Source organism: Castellaniella sp. UC4447_H14 (assembly GCF_052978285.1).
Genome location: NZ_CM129666.1, coordinates 568397 through 589505 on the forward strand (window position 1 = coordinate 568397; position 21109 = coordinate 589505).

At 65.4% G+C, this 21109-nt stretch carries 21 protein-coding genes; 20 read left to right on the top strand and 1 reads right to left on the bottom strand.

Features of this window, described 5'->3' with window-relative positions; genetic code table 11:
• The first annotated feature begins 1 nt into the window (after nt 1).
• The 20 genes from metE (at nt 2) to ACVCMJ_RS02940 (ending at nt 20371) form a co-directional block, all read left to right on the top strand.
• Nucleotides 2-2299, top strand: coding sequence for a 5-methyltetrahydropteroyltriglutamate--homocysteine S-methyltransferase (metE, locus tag ACVCMJ_RS02845; protein ID WP_447079948.1), 2298 nt, complete (start codon nt 2-4; stop codon nt 2297-2299).
• A 250-nt stretch (nt 2300-2549) separates the two neighbouring features.
• A complete protein-coding gene (sucC, locus tag ACVCMJ_RS02850; RefSeq protein WP_447079949.1) occupies nt 2550-3710 on the top strand; it encodes an ADP-forming succinate--CoA ligase subunit beta in 1161 nt (386 codons plus the stop codon).
• 19 nt (nt 3711-3729) lie between these two features.
• Entirely contained in the window at nt 3730-4611 is an 882-nt protein-coding gene (gene sucD, locus ACVCMJ_RS02855; protein ID WP_447079950.1) for a succinate--CoA ligase subunit alpha, read from the top strand.
• Nucleotides 4611-4847 (top strand): hypothetical protein, encoded by a 237-nt coding sequence (locus ACVCMJ_RS02860; protein ID WP_447079951.1) that lies wholly within the window; start codon nt 4611-4613, stop codon nt 4845-4847. Before sucD ends, ACVCMJ_RS02860 begins: the two co-directional genes overlap by 1 nt.
• The gene (hemC, locus tag ACVCMJ_RS02865; protein ID WP_447079952.1) at nt 4844-5794 is read left to right on the top strand and encodes a hydroxymethylbilane synthase; all 951 of its coding nucleotides are present in this window, start codon (nt 4844-4846) and stop codon (nt 5792-5794) included. Before ACVCMJ_RS02860 ends, hemC begins: the two co-directional genes overlap by 4 nt.
• 10 nt (nt 5795-5804) lie before the next feature.
• A complete protein-coding gene (locus ACVCMJ_RS02870; protein WP_447079953.1) occupies nt 5805-6572 on the top strand; it encodes a uroporphyrinogen-III synthase in 768 nt (255 codons plus the stop codon).
• An 18-nt stretch (nt 6573-6590) separates the two neighbouring features.
• Complete coding sequence (locus ACVCMJ_RS02875; RefSeq protein WP_447079954.1) at nt 6591-7817, top strand: uroporphyrinogen-III C-methyltransferase; 1227 nt, start codon at nt 6591-6593, stop codon at nt 7815-7817.
• A gap of 10 nt (nt 7818-7827) precedes the next feature.
• A complete protein-coding gene (locus ACVCMJ_RS02880) occupies nt 7828-9321 on the top strand; it encodes a heme biosynthesis HemY N-terminal domain-containing protein (protein WP_447079955.1) in 1494 nt (497 codons plus the stop codon).
• A 66-nt stretch (nt 9322-9387) separates the two neighbouring features.
• Nucleotides 9388-9927: an inorganic diphosphatase gene (gene ppa, locus ACVCMJ_RS02885; RefSeq protein WP_447079956.1), complete on the top strand. Its 540-nt coding sequence runs from the start codon at nt 9388-9390 to the stop codon at nt 9925-9927.
• A 118-nt stretch (nt 9928-10045) separates the two neighbouring features.
• Nucleotides 10046-10744, top strand: a complete 699-nt coding sequence (locus ACVCMJ_RS02890) for a fumarylacetoacetate hydrolase family protein (protein WP_447079957.1) — start codon at nt 10046-10048, stop codon at nt 10742-10744.
• Between the two features lie 232 nt (nt 10745-10976).
• Nucleotides 10977-11207 (top strand): hypothetical protein, encoded by a 231-nt coding sequence (locus ACVCMJ_RS02895; protein WP_447082648.1) that lies wholly within the window; start codon nt 10977-10979, stop codon nt 11205-11207.
• 1 nt (nt 11208) lies between these two features.
• Entirely contained in the window at nt 11209-12537 is a 1329-nt protein-coding gene (locus ACVCMJ_RS02900; protein WP_447079958.1) for a hypothetical protein, read from the top strand.
• Nucleotides 12538-12550: 13 nt separating this feature from the next.
• Nucleotides 12551-13345, top strand: coding sequence for a hypothetical protein (locus ACVCMJ_RS02905; protein ID WP_447079959.1), 795 nt, complete (start codon nt 12551-12553; stop codon nt 13343-13345).
• Nucleotides 13342-14067 (top strand): hypothetical protein, encoded by a 726-nt coding sequence (locus ACVCMJ_RS02910; RefSeq protein ID WP_447079960.1) that lies wholly within the window; start codon nt 13342-13344, stop codon nt 14065-14067. Before ACVCMJ_RS02905 ends, ACVCMJ_RS02910 begins: the two co-directional genes overlap by 4 nt.
• Nucleotides 14064-15023, top strand: a complete 960-nt coding sequence (cpaB, locus tag ACVCMJ_RS02915; RefSeq protein WP_447079961.1) for a Flp pilus assembly protein CpaB — start codon at nt 14064-14066, stop codon at nt 15021-15023. The genes ACVCMJ_RS02910 and cpaB overlap by 4 nt, the downstream gene beginning before the upstream one ends.
• Nucleotides 15024-15100: 77 nt before the next feature.
• On the top strand, nt 15101-16474 hold the full coding sequence (locus tag ACVCMJ_RS02920; protein WP_447079962.1) for a type II and III secretion system protein family protein: 1374 nt from the start codon (nt 15101-15103) through the stop codon (nt 16472-16474).
• Entirely contained in the window at nt 16464-18284 is a 1821-nt protein-coding gene (locus ACVCMJ_RS02925) for an ATPase, T2SS/T4P/T4SS family (protein WP_447079963.1), read from the top strand. The genes ACVCMJ_RS02920 and ACVCMJ_RS02925 overlap by 11 nt, the downstream gene beginning before the upstream one ends.
• Complete coding sequence (locus tag ACVCMJ_RS02930; protein WP_447079964.1) at nt 18275-19123, top strand: type II secretion system F family protein; 849 nt, start codon at nt 18275-18277, stop codon at nt 19121-19123. Before ACVCMJ_RS02925 ends, ACVCMJ_RS02930 begins: the two co-directional genes overlap by 10 nt.
• 46 nt (nt 19124-19169) lie before the next feature.
• Nucleotides 19170-20036 (top strand): type II secretion system F family protein, encoded by an 867-nt coding sequence (locus ACVCMJ_RS02935; RefSeq protein ID WP_447079965.1) that lies wholly within the window; start codon nt 19170-19172, stop codon nt 20034-20036.
• A complete protein-coding gene (locus ACVCMJ_RS02940) occupies nt 20036-20371 on the top strand; it encodes a hypothetical protein (protein WP_447079966.1) in 336 nt (111 codons plus the stop codon). The genes ACVCMJ_RS02935 and ACVCMJ_RS02940 overlap by 1 nt, the downstream gene beginning before the upstream one ends.
• Here ACVCMJ_RS02940 and ACVCMJ_RS02945 read toward each other — a convergent pair.
• Nucleotides 20302-21105 (bottom strand): BPSS1780 family membrane protein, encoded by an 804-nt coding sequence (locus ACVCMJ_RS02945; RefSeq protein ID WP_447079967.1) that lies wholly within the window; start codon nt 21103-21105, stop codon nt 20302-20304. The genes ACVCMJ_RS02940 and ACVCMJ_RS02945 overlap by 70 nt on opposite strands.
• Between the last annotated feature and the right edge of the window lie 4 nt (nt 21106-21109).

Below are 21109 nucleotides of genomic sequence, written 5' to 3' on the forward strand. Positions count from 1 at the left end.
CGTGACGATAATTCATAATCTGGGTTTTCCGAGGATCGGTGCTGCCCGTGAACTCAAGCGGGCGCTGGAGTCCTATTGGGCGGGGAAAATCGATGGCGACGCGCTGCGGAACACCGGGCGGGAACTGCGGGCCCGCCACTGGAACATTCAGGCACAGGCCGGGTTGCAGTGGGTGCCTGTCGGCGACTTTGCGTGGTATGACCACATCCTGGAGTGGAGCACGCTGCTGGGAGCCGTCCCTGCACGCTTTGGCCAGGCCGAAGCGGCCTCTGTCAGCCTGGACACCATGTTTCGCATGGCCCGGGGGCGCGCGCCCAGTGGCACGCCAGCGGCCGCCTGCGAGATGACGAAGTGGTTCGATACGAATTACCACTACATCGTCCCCGAACTGCATCCGCAGCAGACATACCGGATTGCGCGGCCCTATCTGTTCGAGCAGGTGGCGGAGGCGCAGGCCCTGGGCTTCAAGGCTCGTCCGGTGATTCCCGGGCCCTTGACCTGGCTATGGCTGGGCAAGGGCGACGCCTATGGCGAAGGCGCGGGCGATCCGGCGAAGCTGGCGCTGCTTGACAATCTGTTGCCGGTCTATGAAGAGGTGCTGACCCGTTTGGCGGCTCAGGGCGTGGACTGGGTGCAGGTCGATGAGCCCATTCTGGCGCTGGAGTTGCCGCAGGCCTGGCGGGCAGCGCTCGCGGGCGTCTATGGCCGCTTGGCCGCGCAAGGTGTGAAATTGCTGCTCACCACCTATTTCGAAGGCCTGGATCTCAATCTGGATGTGATTCGTTCGCTTCCGGTTCAGGGCCTGCATGTAGACCTCGTCCGCGCCCCCGGCCAGTTGCCGGCGGTACTGGCCGGATTGGGGGCCGACCAGATACTGTCGCTGGGTGTCATTGACGGGCGCAATGTGTGGCGCACCGACCTGGACCGCGTCCACGTACAGATCAAAGAGGCCGCTGTCGCGCTGAAGGACCGGCTGTGGCTGGCGCCTTCGTGCTCACTGCTGCACGCGCCGATCGACCTGGACCTGGAAACGGCGTTGGATGCCGAGCTGCGAAGCTGGCTGTCTTTTGCTGTGCAGAAGCTGGGCGAACTGCGTCTGTTGCGCAGTCTGGTGGACGGCACCGTGTCGGCGTCCGATGAGCAGACGCTCGCGGCCGCGCGCCTGGCGGTCCGCGACCGGGCGGCGTCTGGCCGAATCCACCGCCGCGACGTAGCGGACCGCCTGGCCTCGGCTGCGGGGATCGCCCGGGACCGGACGCCGTTTGCCCGTCGGATCGAAGGCCAGCACAGGCGCCTGAACCTGCCGGCCTATCCGACGACTACCATCGGTTCCTTCCCGCAGACGCCGGAGATCCGCAGCTTGCGGCGAGACTGGCGCAACGGGTCACTCAGCGATGCAGCCTACGAAAAGGCGATCCGGGCGGAAATCGAGCGGGTCGTCCGTTTCCAGGAGGAAATCGGCCTGGATGTGCTGGTGCACGGCGAGCCCGAGCGCAATGACATGGTCGAATATTTCGGTGAGCTGCTGGCAGGCTTCGCGTTCACCGGCTTTGGCTGGGTCCAGAGCTACGGTTCGCGCTGCGTCAAGCCTCCGTTGATTTACGGGGACGTAGCCCGCCTCGCGCCCATGACGGTCGCCTGGTCCGCGTATGCGCAGTCACTGACTGATCGACCAGTCAAGGGCATGCTGACCGGGCCCGTGACCATCCTGCAGTGGTCGTTCGTGCGCGACGATCAATCCCGCGACCGGACCTGCCGGCAAATTGCGCTGGCCTTGCGCGACGAAGTGCTGGACTTGGAAGCCTCGGGCATCAAGGTGATCCAGATCGATGAACCCGCGTTCCGGGAAGGGTTGCCGCTACGCCGCAGCCGATGGGCTGACTATCTGAGCTGGGCGGTGGACAGTTTTCGCCTGTCGACCAGTGGCGTTGAGGACGACACACAGATCCACACTCACATGTGCTACTCGGAGTTCAACGACATCATTGAAGCTATCGCTGCCCTGGATGCGGACGTGATTACCATCGAGACCTCTCGTTCCAAAATGGAGCTGCTGGGCGCATTCGAGAAGTTCGACTATCCGAACGACATCGGGCCAGGCGTCTACGACATCCATTCTCCCAACGTCCCCCGGGAGACGTGGATGGTGGATCTGATGCATCGCGCCGCTCGGCGGGTGCCGGCCGACCGCCTGTGGGTCAATCCGGACTGCGGCCTGAAGACGCGTGGCTGGCCGGAGACGCGCGAGGCGCTGAAAGCGATGGTGCACGCGGCTTGGAGCCTGCGCCAGGCCATGTAGGCCGGCACCGCTGCCGGTATCGACGGGTCCGATTGGCGGGCCCGTCGGCGTTTCGGGCCCCCGAGTTTTGCGTTGACCCCCTCTGCGGCCGCCTTGTAGCGCACGCTATAATCGAAAGATTGATCGCAATTTGCCTTTCGACCCCGAATGCCACTGTCCATCGTGCCGGCCTGGCTCTTGACCCCGGCTGCACCGATGTGTCCAAGCGACGCATCGGTCGATTCCTATTTACTTCACTGACAGGAAACTCATGAAAATTCACGAATATCAAGGCAAGGAATTGCTGAAGAAGTTTGGCGTGACGGTCCCGCACGGCATCCCGGCGTTTTCGGTTGATGAAGCCGTCGAGGCCGCCCGAACTTTGGGTGGTCCTGTCTGGGTGGTCAAGGCCCAGATTCATGCGGGTGGCCGGGGCAAGGGCGGCGGGGTGAAGCTGGCGCGTTCTATCGACGAAGTCCGTACACTGGCCTCGGAGATCCTGGGCATGCAGCTTGTGACGCACCAGACGGGGCCCGAAGGTCAGAAAGTCAAGCGCCTGCTGATCGAGGAAGGCGCCGACATCAAGAAAGAATACTACGTGGGGATCGTTACCGACCGTGCCTCTCAGAAGGTCTGCGTGATGGCCTCCAGCGAAGGCGGCATGGAAATTGAAGTCGTCGCCGAGAAGTCACCCGAAAAAATCCTCAAGGTCTTTGTCGATCCGGCAACCGGTCTCACCGAAGCCGATGCCGCCGGCTTGGCGCGCGGTATCGGCGTGCCGGAGGCGTCGGTGGCACGTGCAGCCGCCGAATTCCAGAAGCTCTACAAGGCCTACTGGGAAACGGATGCGTCGCTGGCCGAGATCAACCCCCTGATTTTGGAAGGCAGCGGCGGCATCAAGGCGCTGGATGCCAAATTCAACTTCGACGCGAACGCATTGTTCCGGCATCCGGAAATCATGGCATATCGTGATCTGGACGAAGAAGATCCCGCGGAGGTTCAGGCGAGCGAGTTTGGTTTGGCCTATATCCAGCTCGATGGCAACATTGCGTGTCTGGTGAATGGCGCCGGCCTGGCCATGGCCACCATGGACACCATCAAGCTGTATGGCGGATCGCCCGCGAACTTCCTGGACGTGGGCGGTGGCGCCACCGCCGAGAAGGTGACCGAAGCCTTCAAGATCATGCTGAAGAACAAAAGCGTGAAAGCCATCCTGGTGAACATCTTCGGCGGCATCATGCGTTGTGACGTGATCGCCGAAGGCGTGATTGCGGCCTGCAAGGCGGTCAACCTCAGCGTGCCGCTTGTGGTGCGCATGAAAGGTACCAACGAACAACAGGGCAAGAAGATGTTGGCGGGCTCCGGTCTGCCCATCATCAGTGCCGACACAATGGCAGAAGCCGCGACCGCGGCGGTCGCCGCCGCAAAATAAGCGTCAAGGACTACATAACATGTCGATTCTGATCAACAAGGACACCAAGGTCATCACCCAGGGGATCACGGGCAAGACCGGTCAATACCATACCCGCGCCTGCCGCGAGTACGCCAACGGGCGCGCCGCCTTTGTCGCCGGTGTGCATCCCAAGAAGGCCGGCCAGGATTTTGAAGGCATTCCCATCTATGGTTCGGTGAAGGACGCCAAACAGGCCACGGGCGCGACGGTATCGGTCATCTACGTGCCGCCCGCCGGCGCAGCTGCCGCCATCTGGGAGGCGGTCGAGGCCGATCTGGATCTGGTCGTCTGCATCACGGAAGGTATTCCGGTGCGTGACATGCTGGAGGTCCGCAACCGCATGCGCGACCAGAACCGCAAAACGCTGCTGCTCGGACCGAACTGCCCCGGTCTCATCACCCCTGACGAAATCAAGATCGGCATCATGCCGGGCCACATCCATCGCAAGGGACGCATCGGCATCGTCAGCCGCTCGGGCACCCTGACCTACGAAGCCGTGGCTCAAGTCACGGAACTGGGGCTGGGCCAGTCCAGCGCGGTGGGCACCGGCGGCGATCCCATCAATGGCCTGAAGCATATCGATGTGCTGAAGATGTTCAATGATGATCCGGACACCGATGCCGTCATCATGATCGGCGAAATCGGCGGTCCTGACGAGGTCAATGCCGCGCAGTGGGCCAAAGATCACATGAAGAAGCCAGTGGTCGGATTCATCGCCGGCGTGACGGCACCGGCCGGCAAGCGCATGGGCCATGCCGGCGCGCTCATTTCGGGTGGCGCCGACACAGCCGAAGCCAAGCTGGCGATCATGGAAGCCTGCGGCATTCGGACGACGCGCAATCCTTCGGAAATGGGCAAGCTGCTGAAATCCGTGCTGTAATGATTCGTGGTGCCGCCAGTAGCACGGCGGCACCATGGTCGGTGGCCCGCCTGGTGTGCCGTCTGATCATTTTGCCTGAGCCGGACCGCGATCAGGCCTTTTTTGTTTTCTCAGGCGGCCCCGTTTTCCGCCCGGCGAACTTCATCATGAAACGTCCCACTTTGCTCCAGGGGTTGCTCATTCTGGCCTCCATCGGCCTGCTTTTGCGCCTGATCCTTTCTCTGGTAACCGCATGACCGCCCCCCAGCTTCCCGAGAAACTCGTGATCGCCACACGTGCGAGTCGGCTGGCACTGTGGCAGGCCCGGCATGTGCAGTCCCGGCTGCGGGCGCTCTATCCCCAGTGCCGTGTCGAACTTCTCGAAATGACGACGCGCGGCGATCAGATCCTGGACCGGACTTTATCGAAGGTCGGGGGGAAGGGGCTTTTCGTGAAGGAGCTTGAAACGGCGTTGCTGGACGGACGGGCGGATCTTGCGGTGCATTCGCTAAAGGATGTACCGGTTGAACTGACGCTGCCTTTCGCGCTGACGGCCATCCTGGAGCGGGCTGATCCGCACGACGCGCTGGTGTCCAACGTGGCGGACCGCCTGGAGGACCTCCCCGCGGGCGCGGTGGTGGGGACTTCCAGCCTGCGGCGCGAGGCGCAATTGCGGACCCGCTTCCCGCAGTTGGTGGTCAAGCCGCTGCGTGGCAACCTGGATACCCGTCTGGCCAAGCTGGACCGTGGGGACTACGCGGCCATCGTGCTGGCGGCGGCCGGGTTGCAGCGTCTGGGGTTGGCGGATCGCGTCCGCGCGGCGTTGCCGCCTGAACTCAGCCTGCCGGCGGCGGGCCAGGGCGCGCTGGGCATCGAGATCATGGCGGCGCGCAACGACCTGGCGGCGTGGTTGCAGCCGCTGGCCAGCCCGTCAACCACGGCTTGCACCCAGGCGGAGCGGGCGGTTTCCCGCCGGCTGGGGGGATCCTGTCAGGTGCCGCTGGCCGCCTATGCCGTTTTGCGGGAACAAGACCTTTTCCTTCGGGCGCTGGTGGCCGAGACGGATGGTTCGCGGGTGCTGCGAGCCGAGGCCCATGGCAGCCCCGACGCAGCCGAGGCGCTCGGCGAATCGGTGGCCCAGGCCCTCCTTGCCCAGGGCGCCGGAGCCATCCTGGCGCGGTTGAACCAGCCATCGGATATCTGAAGGGCCGCATTTGAACGCGCGGACGACTGTTCTCCTTACGCGGCCTGCCGGCCGCAACGAGGCACTGGCCGCCCGCCTGCGTGCCGCCGGGCTGGACGTTACGTTGGCGCCGGCACTGGCGATTCGCCACCTGGCCACTGCGCGGCCGCAGCCTTCGGACGGTCACCTCTACCTGTTTGTCAGTCGGCAAGCGGTGGAGGCCTATTTCTCCACGGTCAGGGCGCAGTGGCCGGCCGACGCTTGGGCGGCGGCGGTGGGTGCCGCTACGGCGCAGGCCTTGCGCGCCTTTGTGCCTCCGGACCGGGTGCTTGTACCCGCTGAAGACGAGGCTCCGGATTCCGAGTCGTTGCTCGCGATCATCGATGCGCGAGCTCTCGCGCCGGGCGAAGCTCACATCCTGCGCGCCCGGCAGGGGCGCGACTGGCTGGCTGACCGGCTTCGCTCCCGCGGGTGGGCCGTTACCTGCCACGCGCTCTACGAACGCGTGGCGGCGCTGCTGCCGGGGGCCGTTTGCGAAATGCTCGCAATGCCGACGGGCGGCATCGTACTGCTGGCGACCAGCCTCGAAGCCCTGGATGCCATTGATGGCAGTCTGCGGCACTATCGACTGGAGTGGCCCGCCCGACTCGAGCTGGTGACGCTGCACGCGCGCATTGCGCGGCGTTTACAATGCTGGTACGCGGACCGGCCGCCGGATGCGTTGCACACCACGCTTAGTGCTCCGGATGATGCCGCGCTGTTTCAGACTATATTGGCTGCTTCCCGCCTGCTTCACTAGAAGGACCCGACCGTCGCCATGACCGATACCGAACACAGCACGTCCGCTTCGTCTGCCGAATCGAAATCCCTGTCGGGAACGCGCCAGGTTGCGCGGGGGCGCTGGCGGGGAATGTGGACGGCGATGGTCATGCTGGTGGTGCTGGCCGTGATCCTGGGCGCTGCACTCTATTATCAGCAGCGGCAGTACCGCGACCTGCATGCGGACTTGCTGCGGCAGCACGACGACAGTGCGCGCCTCGCCCGGGACACGCAATCGCAGGCGGCGCAGGCACTCGCCCTGGCCAAGCAGCAGGCGAGCCAGATAGAAGACCTGCGCAATACTCTTAATGGCGCGAACAACCAGATTCAGGAACTCGATCAGGCGCTGCAGATGATGACCGACAGCGGTTCGGATCTGATGCTTCTGAACGACATCGACCGCCTGGTGACCATCGCGCAGCAGCAGTTGGGCCTTGGCGGCAACGTCGCCAACGCCATCGTGTCGCTCGAGGCCGCGCAGGCGCAGCTCGCCCGGGCCAATCGACCCAGCCTCGCGGCCTTGCAACAAACGCTCAATGGGGACCTGGACCGATTGCGGGCCGTGGCCACCATCAATATTCCTGCCCTGACGGCCCAGCTTGATCGATTGTCGGATCTGGTTGCGACGGCGCCCCTGCTGGTGCCCGATGCGGCGGCGCAGGCCGCCCCCGAACCCGCCGGCGCAGCGTACCCAGCCCCTGAGGCTCCAGCCCATACCGAGGCCCCCGGCTGGCGTCACGCGCTGTCCCGCGCGTGGGGCTGGACGCGCAATACGGCCAGTGCGCTGACATTTGATCTGCGGGGGCTTTTCGACGTCCGTCGTGTCGATGATACGGCGGCGCTGCTCATGTCGCCCGATCAGGCGTTGCGTTTCCGAGAAGGCTTGAAGCAGCGCACCGTGACGGCGCAGCTTGCCCTCATGATGCATCAGCCCCGGATCTGGCAAACCGAACTGGCGCAGGTGGCGAAAGCCATCGACCAGCGTTACGACATGCATGCGGAATCGTCCCGTCAGGCCCTGAAGCTCGCCCGCAATCTGCACGATGCTCCCATCGAAATCCAGTTGCCGTCCGTGGACAACACCTTGCAGGCGATCGCATCGGCCCGCGATGCCGCTGCAGCCGAAGACTCGCAACAAGGTTCCGGGGACGGCGGCGCTGATTCCGACGATGACGCCCCGCCAGCTTCGCAGTCGCCCGTGGCGGCACCGTTCGGCAAAATCTGAGGGGTAAGCGATGCGGAGCTGGATCTGGATGCTGATACTGCTGGCGGGGGCCGTGGGCCTGGCGTTGGTACTGCATGACCATGGCGGCAATGTACTCATCGTCGCGCAGCCGTGGCGCATCGAACTGTCCTTGTCCCTGGCCGTCGTCCTGACGCTCGTGGCTTTCGTCGCGCTGCACTTTCTGCTGCGCTGCTTGTACTGGCTGGGCAGCGGTCCGGATCGCTTGCGGGCATGGCGCGGGCGCCGAGCCCAGCGCCGCGACACCGAACTTCTCGAAAGCGGCTGGATCAATGTGCTGGAGGGGCGTTACGTCCAGGCGGAAAAGGACCTTTCCACACTGTTGTCGCGCACCCGCTCGGCGGACCGCAAGGTTCTTGCCGGGCTGAGCGCGGCTCGAGCCCTGCACCTGCTGGGGGAATACGCCCGCAGGGACGCTGTGCTCAGAAAGGCCCAGGAGGGCGCCGGGCAGGATTCCCGCCTGCACCAGGCGGTGGACACGGTCACGGCCGAGATGTTCCTGGACCAGGGGCGCGCCGAAGAAGCGCTGGCCCTTCTGGAGCCTTGGCAGGATGCTTCTTCCCGGTTCCTGCACGGGACACGCCTGTTGTTGCGTGCGCACCGCCAGCTCGGCCATGCGCCCCGGGTCTACGCCTTGACCCGGCTGCTGCTGCGCCGCAGCGCCATCGATCCGACGCAGGCTCATCAGTTCATCTGCGAATCGGTGGCCGAGCGCATGTCCCAGGTCGACGAGGCCGGCTGGAAGTCGCTCTGGAACGACCTGACGGCAGGGGAGCGGGTCGATCCGGTCGTTGCGCTGGCAGGCGCCGCGGCTCAGGAACGTCTGGGGCATCCTCAGGAGTCGGCACGCATTCTCGAGGCGGCGTTGGGACGGTCGCTGGATGAACGCCTGTTGCGCGTGTATTCGCGCTGTGACGCCTCGCAGGCGACGGACCGCCTGGCGCATGCCGAGCTCTGGCTGAGGTCAGCGCCGAACCATCCCGGGCTGCTGGCCGCGCTCGGCCAGCTATGTCTGGCAAGCCAGTTGTGGGGGCAGGGGGAGCACTACCTGAATCGGAGCCTGGCTTTACGCGACGACATGCACATCCACGCATTGCTGGGCAATCTGGATGACGCCATGGGGCGCCACGATCAGGCATTGGTGCACTGGCGGCGCGCCTGCATGGCCGCCGACGTGGCCGCACCTGAAATCCCTCGCCTGTTGCCGGCCGCCGATACGCGCGCAGATCCCCGATTCGGGGCTGCAATGGGATCGGCCTCCGCCGCGTCGGCCTCATCCCCGGTGCCCGAGGCCGCGAGCGGCGCCTACTTGCACGATGCCGCCGAAGATGCTCCCGAGGCGGCGGCCGCGCCCTCAGTGCCGCCTGAACCGCCCGCTGCGAGCGCGGCGGTGCCGGGGGAAGAATATTTCGATACGGCGCCCATTCCGGGCGTCGACATGTCGCAGACCTCAGAGTCCACAGCGCCCGGCGATCCTCCTCGCTGACCGCGCTCCGAATCCGTCGCCCGCCCCGATTTCGTTTACCTTATCGCATCATTCCCGAGGAATTTCATGAGTCTAGATCGTGTGCCGGCCGGCACCAAGCTGCCGGAAGAATTCAATGTCGTGGTCGAAATCCCCATGAACGCAGATCCCGTCAAGTACGAGGTGGACAAGGCCAGCGGCGCCGTGTTCGTGGATCGGTTCATGATGACCGCCATGCATTATCCCTGCAATTACGGCTATATCCCCGATACGCTGTCCGAGGACGGCGATCCAGTCGACGTACTCGTGATGGCGCCGTTTCCCGTGGCTGTCGGCAGCGTGATCCGGTGCCGCGCATTGGGTGTGATGAACATGGAAGACGAGGCGGGCAAGGATGCCAAGCTGCTGGCGCGTCCGGTGGACAAGCTCTATCCTCCGTATCGCTCGATTGAGTCGACGTCCGATCTGCCGCCCGAGGATCTGGCGCGGATCCAGCATTTCTTCGAGCACTACAAGGACCTCGAAAAAGGCAAGTGGGTCAAGGTCCAGGGCTGGGCGGGGCTTGATGCCGCCCAGCAGGAGATCCTTGCGTCTGCGGAACGGTACGCGAAGGCCCACAAGGCTTGAGGACAGTATCTCGTCCGGCCGGTCCTGAGGACCGAACGGGCCGGATGCTGGTCAGGCCCCACCCATAAATTTTTGTCGCTGCCCCGGTTCAGCGAGCCGGGAGACTTGGAGATGCAAAATGGATGAAACCGTCATTCCCCGCCCCGTTGCACCTTCTCTGGTGGTGCACGGATCCAGCGCCCGGTTCCCGGTGCGCCGTATTTACTGCGTCGGACGAAACTACGCCGATCACGCTCGCGAGATGGGTGACACGGGCCGCGAACGGCCCTTTTTCTTCGCCAAGCCTGCGGACGCAGTCCTCAATGTGGCCGAGGGCTCCGAAGGCCTTCTGGCTTATCCGCCGGTCACGCATAATCTGCACCATGAAGTCGAACTGGTCGTGGCGCTGGGCGCCGGCGGCCACGATCTGACCGTCGAGCAGGCCGCCGCCAGCATCTGGGGTTTTGCAATTGGCCTGGACATGACGCGCCGCGATTTGCAAGCGGAGTCCAAGAAGACGGGTCGCCCGTGGGAGACGGGCAAGGGCTTCGATCATAGCGCGCCCATCGGACCTCTGCATGCGGTCAAGGACACTGGCCTGATGGCGTCTGGCCCGATCACTCTGTCGGTGAACGGCGAGGTGCGCCAATCGGGCGACCTTTCTGACATGATCTGGTCGGTTCCCGAGGCCATCGCCGACCTGTCGACCTTCTTTACGCTGCAGCCGGGCGACCTGCTCTTCACCGGCACTCCGGCCGGTGTGGGCGCGGTCGTGTCGGGCGACCATCTGGATGCTTCCATCCAGGGGTTGGGCCGCCTGCGTCTCCGTATCGATTGAGCTGATTCCCGGGGGGTCAAGGCTCCCCGGATGCTTTGAGCCAGCTCGGAATCCGCGAATAGTTGCGGAGTCGTGCTTGGGGCACACTGGGTCCATCACTGGAACCCGGAGCCCGGCCATGACTCAGTCGTCCCTTTCATTGTTGCGTGCCCGTCGTTCGGGCGGCGGCGTGCGCGCTTTGCGCCCGCCTGCAGCCGGCCCCGATCGTACTACGTCCCAGCTCGGCCAGGCCATGGTCGAGTACGTCATTGTCGTCGCCCTGGTTGCGGTGGCGGCCATCGCCGTCTACCAGCTCTTCGGCCAGGTGATCCGGTCGCAGACGGCGGCCATGGCGCGCGAGATTGCCGGCGAAGACGGGTCCGAACAGTCCCGAGCCGCCCAGTCGGCGGCAGAATCCGCAGCGGCTCAAACAGCCGCCAAATCGCTGAAGTCTTTTACCGGCAACGCCGCTGCGGGGCAATGAGATGGCGGCGGACAGGGCATTTCCCTGGGCTCGGCACCTCTCTCATGGACCCGGCGCGCAGCAGGGACAGGTCCTGGTTCTGGGCATGCTGCTGGCCGCCGTCCTGGCGTTGGCCTGGTTGCGCTACTTTGCCGTCGGCCAGGTGATCGCCGGCAAGGCGCGTCTGGTGCATGGGCTGGACGCGGCGGCGTACAGCGGTGCGTTGGTGCAGGCCCGAACGCTCAATTTTCTGGCGTACGTGAATCGCGCCCAGCTTGCGCATCAGATCGCCATGGCGCATCTGGTCACGCTGGGTAGCTGGGCGCATTTTGGCGGCACACAGGCCGATCGGCTGTTGCAGGCCAATCCGCCCGCTCACCTGATCGGCATGCTGTTTGGGGCGGACCATGGCCGGGCCTATCTTGCTGCATCCGAAGCCGTCGGGCTGGCCCCGCACGCTGGCGCCGATGGGGGGCCGGGACGGGCGTGGGCCGCGCATGATGCATTCATGCACGGCCATTTGCGCGACTTGTCGCGGGCATTGGTGCGTGGTTTGCCGCAGGCCCGCGAGGCCGCCATGCAGGCCGTGCTGTCGTCCCATTATCCGGAACGTCCTGCGGCGCTCTTTGATCTGCACGTCAAGGACGACGGCTGGAGCAGCCTGGTGCGGACACACGGTCCCGATGCCGCGCTTTTCGAATTCGTGCGGCGCCTGGCGGATTTCTATCCCTATCTTGGTCCGCGCAACCGCACGGTCCGCAACACTTGGGCTGTGGATCCGCGGTGCCCCGTGCTGCGCCATGAACTCCGGCGCCGGGGCGCCACGGACCTGGACGCCAATGGCCGCTGGCAGTCCGGCGACACGCAGTCCTTTCATGCCTTGCGTTCGAACCGCTGGATAGGCTGTTACTACCGCGAATATGCCATGGGCTGGGCATGGATTCCGGCGCAGGGTGGGGCAGTCGCACCAGGCTATTACACGGATGAGCCCCCGGAAAATTTCTCGGAGCAGGATTTCTGGCGTTGGGTCCGGGCGGCGACGCAGTGGGATCTGCTGGATGGCCAGGCCAATCCGCTGGGTAACTCCTATGCCGTTCGGGACCAACAGGACTGGGCTTCCACAGGACTGGCCGCCTACGAAGAGGTGGCGCCCGGCGGGACGGACGATGCCGCCTCGGGCTTTGTGGTGACTCTCACACTGCCAGGGCCGGAAGGCGGGATTCTGCATGCTCGCAGTGCGGCTGAAAGCCACTTCGTGCGGCCCTCTCGGCGTCCGGACGGACTGCGTGAGGTCCCGAACCTGTTTCATCCGTATTGGCATGCCAGGCTCGCCGCCGGCCTGGCCCCCTGACGCGGAGCACACCATGCGGATCGATCGTTTGCGCCAGAATCGCGCAGTTCCTGTCAGGCAGGGTGGCTGGCAAAACGGACAGGCTGTGATCGAGGGGCTGGTCGTGGCTGGCGTGCTGGGCAGCCTGGTGGCTGGCGGCATATGGTTGGGCGGATTACAGGATGTGGGACTGCAGCTTCAGCATGCCAGTCGGCGGGTGGCCTTTGGCCACGCTCATCAGGGATTGCAGCCGGATGATTTGTGGACCGGTGTGGACGGATATCTGGCATCGCCTGGACACGAATGGCGCACACGCCGGGGGGACAGTCTGGTTCATCAGGGGGATCGGGGTCCGGCCACCGGTTATGACAAGCTGTCCGTCCATGCGGCCCTGGAATCTCTGATGCTGCAGCCTTCGCGCCAGCCTGGCGATGACGTCGCAGCAGCGGCGCAGTGGCGGACCGAGTTGCGACTGGGGAATGCTCGCGTCTGGCGCGCAGGTGTCAGCGTCAGCACGGGCTCCGGACGGCATGCCGGGGGCGCGCTGCATGATTTTGACCGTGCCGGACTGGATCTGCACCGCGCAACCGCGATCCTCGCGGGCAGTGGCGCCGCCCGCGATGACGCGACCGTTCAGCAAACTCTGGCGAACAGTACGCAGGCATGGGGGCGGTTGACGGATGTTTCGCGACATGAGGGGCAGGCGCTCCAGCGGCGCCTGCAACGGCTGGACGGAGCCTGGGGCAGGGCACATCCCGGCTGGGACTGGCTCAGTGCATGGGCGGGCGAAGTCCCCGCCGGGCGCCTGCGCCCCTGGAGTCGACCATGACGATCAACCGTATGCTTGCCGTTCCGCGTCGCTTCGAAACGGTCGGACGCTTCGTCGGGGCTTTACTGGGCCTTCTGGCGGGGCTTCCTACGGGGGCTGCCCCGACCTGGAATATGGCTGAGCAAATCCGCGACCCTGCCTGGATCTGGTCTCGACCCCAGGAGTATGACCTCTCCGGTGTCCGTGTCCGGCTCCAGCACTTCGAGGCGTCGATCGCTCCTGATCACGCGGCCAGGCGCCTGGCCTCCCTGTCGCCGCCGCGTTTCGTGCGGTTGCAGGTCGTCGGATCCTCCCTATGGCTGTCGGGCATGCCGATCGGGGAACACTGGATAGCTCACCTCGGAGGGACATCCGTCCGGACAACCGGCCTGGTCTCGAGCCTGATGCCCGGAAACGACAAGCGGGGGCCCCAACGTTTTGACGCGCGAATCCTGGTGCCCTGCGGTTCGGCTCCGGTGCTCCGAATGGCTTCCCGCGATCCCGTTGCGGCGTCCATCATTCGGGTCGAGTGTCGGGGATCGGAGCGACAGATACTGGGTCAGCTCCGCCGGCGGCTGCGCATGGCGCACTGGGAGCCCAAGGATGGGGTTGTATCGGCTTCCGGGCCGTTGGCGCGCGACTGGCGGCATTCTTCGGGGGCCGAGCTTTCGGTGTTGGCTGAAGTTCACCCATCGCGGATCGTGTTGACCTTCTGGCATCGTGTATCGGAGTCTCGCCCATGAAAGCACTGAATTTCGCCATGTCTCGTACGGCCATTCTGGCCGGTCTGGCGGCATTGACCGGTGCACTGGCAGCGGGGGCGTTGGCGCTGCATCTGCAGGCACGCGAGCGCGAACTGGCCGCCCAGGCTCATGTGCCGATGGTCGAGCGTATCGTCGCGGCTCGCGACCTCCCGGCGGGGACGCGGCTGGTCCCCGATCAGCTGGCCGTGCGCAGCTTCCCCGCACAGTGGGTGGGCAGCGACACGTTGCCGGCCGTGCGCCATGGCGAGCTCGAGGGACTGGTACTGACCACTGCCTTGCGGGCTGGAGACGCAGTGCTGCCCGTACATACCTTGCGGCCTCAATCGGCCTTCTCGACGCAGCTCGCGCCCGGCCGCAGGGCGATCACTTTTCCAGTCGATCAGGTGAACTCTTTGTCGGGCTTGCTGCAACCCGGTGATCTGATCGATCTGTACGTGTCTTTTGATCATCAGCGCAAGCGGCTGACGGCGCCGTTGCTGCAGGGCATGCTGGTGCTGGCGACGGGGCGGGAGACACGGATGGCCGAGACCGGGGGAGAGGGCTATTCCACGGTGACGTTGGATGCCGGGCCCGAAGACGTCGTCAAGCTGGTGGCCGCCCGACAGGGCGGCACGCTGACGGCGATTCTGCGGCACCCCGACGATGCCCAGCCGGATCGCCGCGCGATGCGGGGCGACCTGGCCGCGCTGCTGGGCTTATCCAATCCGCCGCCGCCCGCGCGCCGGCGGCCGGTGATTCTGTATGGCGCGTCGGACGCGCGCGCGCTGCCGTCCGCTGCCAATCCACCCTCGCGACCCCCCAACGGCTGGTTCGATCTGCCGGGGGTGGCGGATGGGCTGCTTGCAGCGTTGCAGGCTCCGGAGATTCCGGCGTCCGTTCGTACTGCCGACATTCCGGAACAGGCCGCCGTGCCTTTGCAGGGGGACGAACGATGACGCCGCGTGAACGATGTTCCAGAGCGCCTCGCCGATCGCGCAGGTCCGACGGGCCTACGCTCCTGGCTCGAGCGGCAGTGCTGCTGACTCTGGCCTTCGCGCCGCCGTCGCCGCATGCCACGCCGACCGCGCCGGAGACACCTCTCCTCTTGCAAGTCGGTGACGTGCGGGTACTCGGCATCCCGGGAGTGGCACGCGTAGCCGTCGGCGACGGCAAGGTTCTGAATGCGGTGAGCACCGATGATCGTGAAGTGATCGTGTTCGCCCGCCAGGCGGGTTCCAGCACCTTGCAGGCATGGACGGCGGATGGCCAGCAGCATCGCTATGTTGTCGAGGTGACGCCCGAAGGCACACGGCAATTGCACGAGGAGCTGCGAACGGTGCTCGAGCGGATTCGGGGAGCGCGCGTCACTTCGCTGGGCGACAAACTGCTGGTTGAAGGCGACGAGATCTCCGACAGTGACCGGCAGCGGCTCGCCGAGCTCGGCCGTCGTTATCCGCAGTTGCTGGATTTCACAGGAACCGTGGGATGGGATCAGATGGTATTGCTGGACGTCCAGGTCGTGGAGCTTCCGAGGAGCCTGTTGCGGGAGCTGGGTGTGCGCTGGACTCCTGCGTCGTCGGGTGGGCTGTCCGCGGGCCTCGGGTGGGACGCCGGCTCGCGCCGTTTTGCCGACCGGCCCGGCGAAACGGTCTTGCCACTGGCATTTCCGACCGCACCGGCTGCCGCCTACTTCGGGGTAAACGCACTGTTGTCGGCACAGATCAATCTGCTGGCCCAGGAGGGTCAGGCCGTCGTGCTTGCGCAGCCGCAGCTCCTTGCCCGCAGCGGCGCCACTGCGGAGTTTCTCGCCGGGGGCGAGGTGCCCTACGCGACGACCGACCGCAATGGCAATACACAGACTTCGTTCAAGCCATACGGCGTGTCGCTGCGGATCACCCCATCCGTGGAGCGCAGCGGAGCCGTCCGCTCTCGCATCGAAGTCGAGGTCAGCTCGATCGACCCGTCGCTGTCGGTGCCGGGAGGTCCATCACTCAAGACGCGGCGCACCGCAACGGAATTCAACGTACGCTCGGGCCAGACGCTGGCGTTGGCGGGGTTCCTGTCGCGCGATACGGCGAACAACGTGGATCGCGTGCCCGGCTTGGGGGCGCTTCCGATTCTGGGGGCGCTCTTTCGATCGACGCGCTTTCAACGCCATGAAACCGAGCTGGTCGTGTTGGTGACGCCCGTATTGGCCGGTGCCGATCATGAGGCCCTGCAGACGCGTGTTGATCGCACGCGGTCTGTCGTGAGGGGGGCGTTTCCCGTTCCCGCCCAGATCATGAATTCCCTTCGCGCCGGACGGCCCGCACCGACAGGCGGGCGGGGCACTGGCTGGAATCCCAGGGCAGGGGACCACAGGTCCCAGTGGCGCGGTTCAACCCAGGAGAAACCTCATGATCCCTGAATCCGGTTTTCAGCGGTTTGCAGCCCCGGCGTGTGTGGAGCTGGCGCTGACCTTCGAAGATGGGCGTCAGCGGCGTGAGCATCATGCATTGCCGCTACTGATTGGCCGTGATGCATCATGCGGCCTCGTGTTGCGTAGCTGGCGGGTCGCCCGCCACCATGCCCGCCTGGGGTGGCGCCAGGATGGCGTGTGGGTCGAAGACCTGGGAGCGCTTACCGGCACGGCGGTCAACGACCAGCGAATTGCCTCCTATGGCCCGCTTCAGCCGGATGACGAATTGGTGATCGGACCGTGCCAGATACGGGTGCTGGCGTCGGACCTGCTGGTGAAGCAAGGTGCGACGGCCGAAGCGGATGGCGTGCCCGTCCCGGCACGTGTGCCGGATTCGGCGGCGTCGTCAGTACCGAGGGCTATTCAGGAGCCGGTTCCGGGGGCGGAGGCGCTCACGGTCGATATCGGGACCGCAGCCCCGGACACAGGCGCAGCCGTGGCCGGTGGCAAGTCCTCGGCGTCTCCAGCCTGGAAGGCTCATCGCAAGCGGCTCCACGACGGCCTGATCGCGGCGCTACAGCTACGCCGGCAGGATATCGGCCATATGAGCGACGCCGCCCTGCGGGCTCAGGCCACCGCCGTGCTGGGCGAATTGATTGCCGCCGACCCCGGCCTCGATGGCGCACTGGACCCCGCTGTCCTGGTCACCGATCTGGTGAATGAGGCCGTCGGACTGGGTCCGCTGGAGCCCTTGCTCATGGATCCCGGCGTAACCGAGATCATGGTCAATCGGCATGATGAAATCTTTGTCGAGCGCGCTGGTCGCCTGGTGCCTGCGGGCACCACGTTCAGCAGCGAACAGGCCGTGTTGGGCATTGTCGACCGCATCGTCGCGCCGTTGGGTCGGCGAATCGACGATGCCGCGCCAATGGTGGATGCAAGACTGCCTGACGGTTCGCGAGTCAATGCCGTGATCGCACCCATCGCGTTGCGGGGCACAAGTCTCACCATTCGCAAATTCCCCTCCCGGCGCCTGACCCTGGGAGACCTGATGACCACGGGGGCGTTGGATCAGTCCATGGGGCAGTTCCTGACACACTGCGTGCGGCATCGCAGGAACCTGGTCGTCTCCGGAGGCACTGGCTCAGGCAAGACCAGTCTGCTGAATGTCCTGTCGAACGCCATTCCGGCCGGCGAGCGCATCATCACGATCGAAGATGCCGCGGAGCTCCGTCTGGACCACGTTCATCTGGTGGCCCTGGAGGCGCGTCCGGCCAATCTGGAGGGTCGCGGGCGGGTCGAGATCCGCGATCTGGTGCGCAACGCCTTGCGAATGCGCCCCGATCGCATCGTGGTGGGCGAGTGCCGGGGTGGGGAGGCGTTCGACATGCTGGCGGCCATGAACACCGGGCACGAAGGTTCGCTCACTACCTTGCATGCGAATAGCCCCCGCGATGCGCTGTCGCGCCTGGAGACCATGATCCTGATGGCGGGGATGGATCTTCCGCTGTCGGCCGTGCGGGAGCATATTGCCGCCAGCGTCGACTTCATCGTGCAACTGGTCCGGGTGGCCGACGGCCGGCGGATGGTCAGCGCTATCGTCGAAGTCACGGGTCTGGAGGCCGGGCGCATCCAGATGCAGGAGCTTTTCGTCGGCGAGTCGGGACCGCCGGCTGTTTTCACCGGATGCGGCCTGTTGCCCAGCGGCTTTTCCAACGGTGCCGCGCCGGATATGGCCTGGTTCGTGCAGCGCACGGTCAACGAAGGGCGTGCGAGTCTGCCGACCGGTTTGCCACGGGAGGATGCCGTATGTGGCTGATGCTGACGATCCTGTTTTCCGCAGCAGCGGCCGCGCTATTGGCGTGGCTGGTCCTGGGACGCATGTGGCGAGCCTGGATGGCATTCGATGACCAAGTGCGGCGTGACGCCCGGCGGACGCTGGATGCTTCGTTTCTGTTTCTGGACGAAGGCCGTCTCTGGCTCGCGGCGTGGGTGGCCGGTGCGCTTCTGACGCTGGCGATTCTCTGGTTGGGCGGCAGTCTCTGGCTGGCGGTGCCCGTGCTGGGCGGCTTGCTTGTGTTCCCCAGGCTCGCGTTGCGCGCTCTGCAGCGGCGCCGTGAGCAGCAGTTCGACGCGCAGCTTCCGGACCTGGTGCAGGCACTGGCCGGCGCGCTGCGGGCTGGCGCGGGCGTTCAGCCGGCGCTGCGGCACATCGTGACGCAGGCTCTGCCTCCGCTGTCGCAGGAATTTGGCCTGATGCTACGCGAGCAACGCCTGGGGCTGGGATTCCAGGACGCGCTGCAGAAGCTGCGCGAACGCATGCCGACCGAATCCTGCGGGTTGGTGGTTTCGGCCTTGTCCATCGCGGCTCAGACGGGTGGAAGCCTCGCCGACACCCTGGAGGGTATCGCTCAGACGTTGCGTGCACGCCAGCATTGGCTGGGTCGGGTCCGGGCGCTGACGGCTCAGGGCCGCATGCAGAGTCACATCATGGCCGGCTTGCCGATCCTCTTGCTGCTCGTGCTCTCGCGCCTGGAGCCGGAGGCCATGGATCGGCTCTGGTCCACGGCGCTGGGTTGGGCGGTGTTGCTGCTCATCTTCGTACTCGAATGCCTGGGGACCGTCTGGATCCGGCGCGTCGTTGCGGTCGAAGTCTGAAACCGGTCCGTATTCGGCATGGGGCCCCCTATCAGGAGTATCCGTCATGTTCTGGACAGGTCTGACTGCCGCCGCGTTGTCCGTGGCGCTGTGGCTCTGGCTTCTGGGCCATCCCTGGGTAGCCTATCCGGACAAGGGCTCCGGAACGACGGAATCGAAGCCACCCTTCTGGTGGCCCTGGGTGTGCGCGCTGTCTCCAGTGTGCGCGCCGTTCGTGACGTGGCACATGCGCCGTACCTTCGAGCGCTGGCGTACGCGCGCGGGTCTGGGAGCCCGCTGGTCAGCCCGCGAATGGTTTGCCGCGCGATTGATGCTGGCGGCCGGGGGCGCTTTGTTGTTGGGGGGCAGCGGCCTCGTCTCGGATGTGCCGCCGTCGTGGCTTCTGGCTGTCAGCGCAGCGGGGGGTGCGCTGGGTTATGCGTGGCCGGCGTGCTGGCTCAGGCGCTCGGCCTGGCGGCGGCAGCTTGTCATGATGCGCGAGCTGCCCTTCATGCTGGATCTGCTGACGCTTTGCGTCGAGGCCGGTTTGAGCCTTCCTTCAGCCCTTCAGCAGGTAGCGCGCCACGCGCCGGCGGGACCTTTGCGGGACAGCCTGAACGATGCGGCCGCGCTTGAGCGCACTGGGATGAGCCGGTCCCAGTGGCTGGCCCGATGGGCCGAGACCACGGATGTGTCCGGAGTGCGCAGTCTGGTACTGACATTGGCGCAGGCCGATCGGCTGGGCATGAGCCTGGGGCCGCTGTTGCGAGCCCAGTCGGCCCAGCAGCGCAGCGAACGCTTCCTGCGCGCCGAGAAGCTGGCGCTGGAAGCGCCCGTTCGCATGCTCTTTCCGATGGTGCTGTGCATCTTTCCCTGCACCTTCCTGGTCATCGGTTTCCCGGTGGCCGTGAAGCTTCTCCAGTCGGGGCTGTAGTGACTGCGGGACGCCTGAAGATCCGGATTGCCCGGACCTTTCGACAGCGCCTGCTCGGCGTGTGCGCGTGGGACGACTGGGACGCGCAATCCTGGGCACTTTGGCTGCCTCGCTGTCGTGCCGTGCAGACCCTGGCGCTGAGTCGACCGATCGATGTGGTGTTCGTCACGACCACGGGTGAACCCGTGCGCGTGGTTCGGCGTCTGCCCCCGCGCCGGGCTTGCATGTGCCTGCAGGCCTGGGGAGTGTTCGAATTCCCGCCCGGTTATTGCTCCATTCCGGGCTGGTCCGACGTGCTGTCGGATGCCGGGGGAGCCTTGAAGATCGAGGTGTAGATGGGATAGAAGCTGCAGTACAGCAGGGCGGTGATGAGGATATCCACCGGCAGGGCGATCCACCCCAGAGTGGACCCCGCGATACCCGCCTCAGCCAGCCGCTCGATCAGCCAGTGGAAGCCGAAGTAAAGCGCGGCCCAGCTCGCCACGTAGCTGACGATAGGCAGCTTGTTGCGCCAGCACGCGACCATGGAATAGAACAGGGCCCGTCGCAAGGGCAGCCGGTGCCAGCCCACGAGTGCCGGGGTATGCCAGAACAGCGCCGAGATCACGACATAGAACAGACCAAAAACGATCAAGGGGCCGGTCATGGCATGGGACAATGCAGCGTAGTCGGGCTTGTCCGCCTGCTGTTCGAGCGTGACCAGCAAGTCCGACCAGAACAGCATGGTCGCGATGGCGGCCGCCGTAAACGTGGCCGCCAGATAGGCCATGCCGAGCTTGAGCAACGGCCGTGCGACGCCCGTACCCTTGAGCGGCTGGAGCCACAGGGCTGGCAGCAAGCGGACGTTCCGTTCGAGGTTGCGACAGGCGCACAGCGTCAGGAAGGTCAGCAGAGGCGTGAGCGCTACCAAGGCGATCTGCCCCAGGATGGGGATCATCGATCCTATGTTGATGAGAAAACTGGTCGCAACGCTCCAGAACAGCATGGCCATGGGTTGGCGCCGGAACAGCGCATAGCCTTGGAGGATCCAGGACCAGCCGGCGCTCATCGGCAATATGGTGGCTTGCATCTTG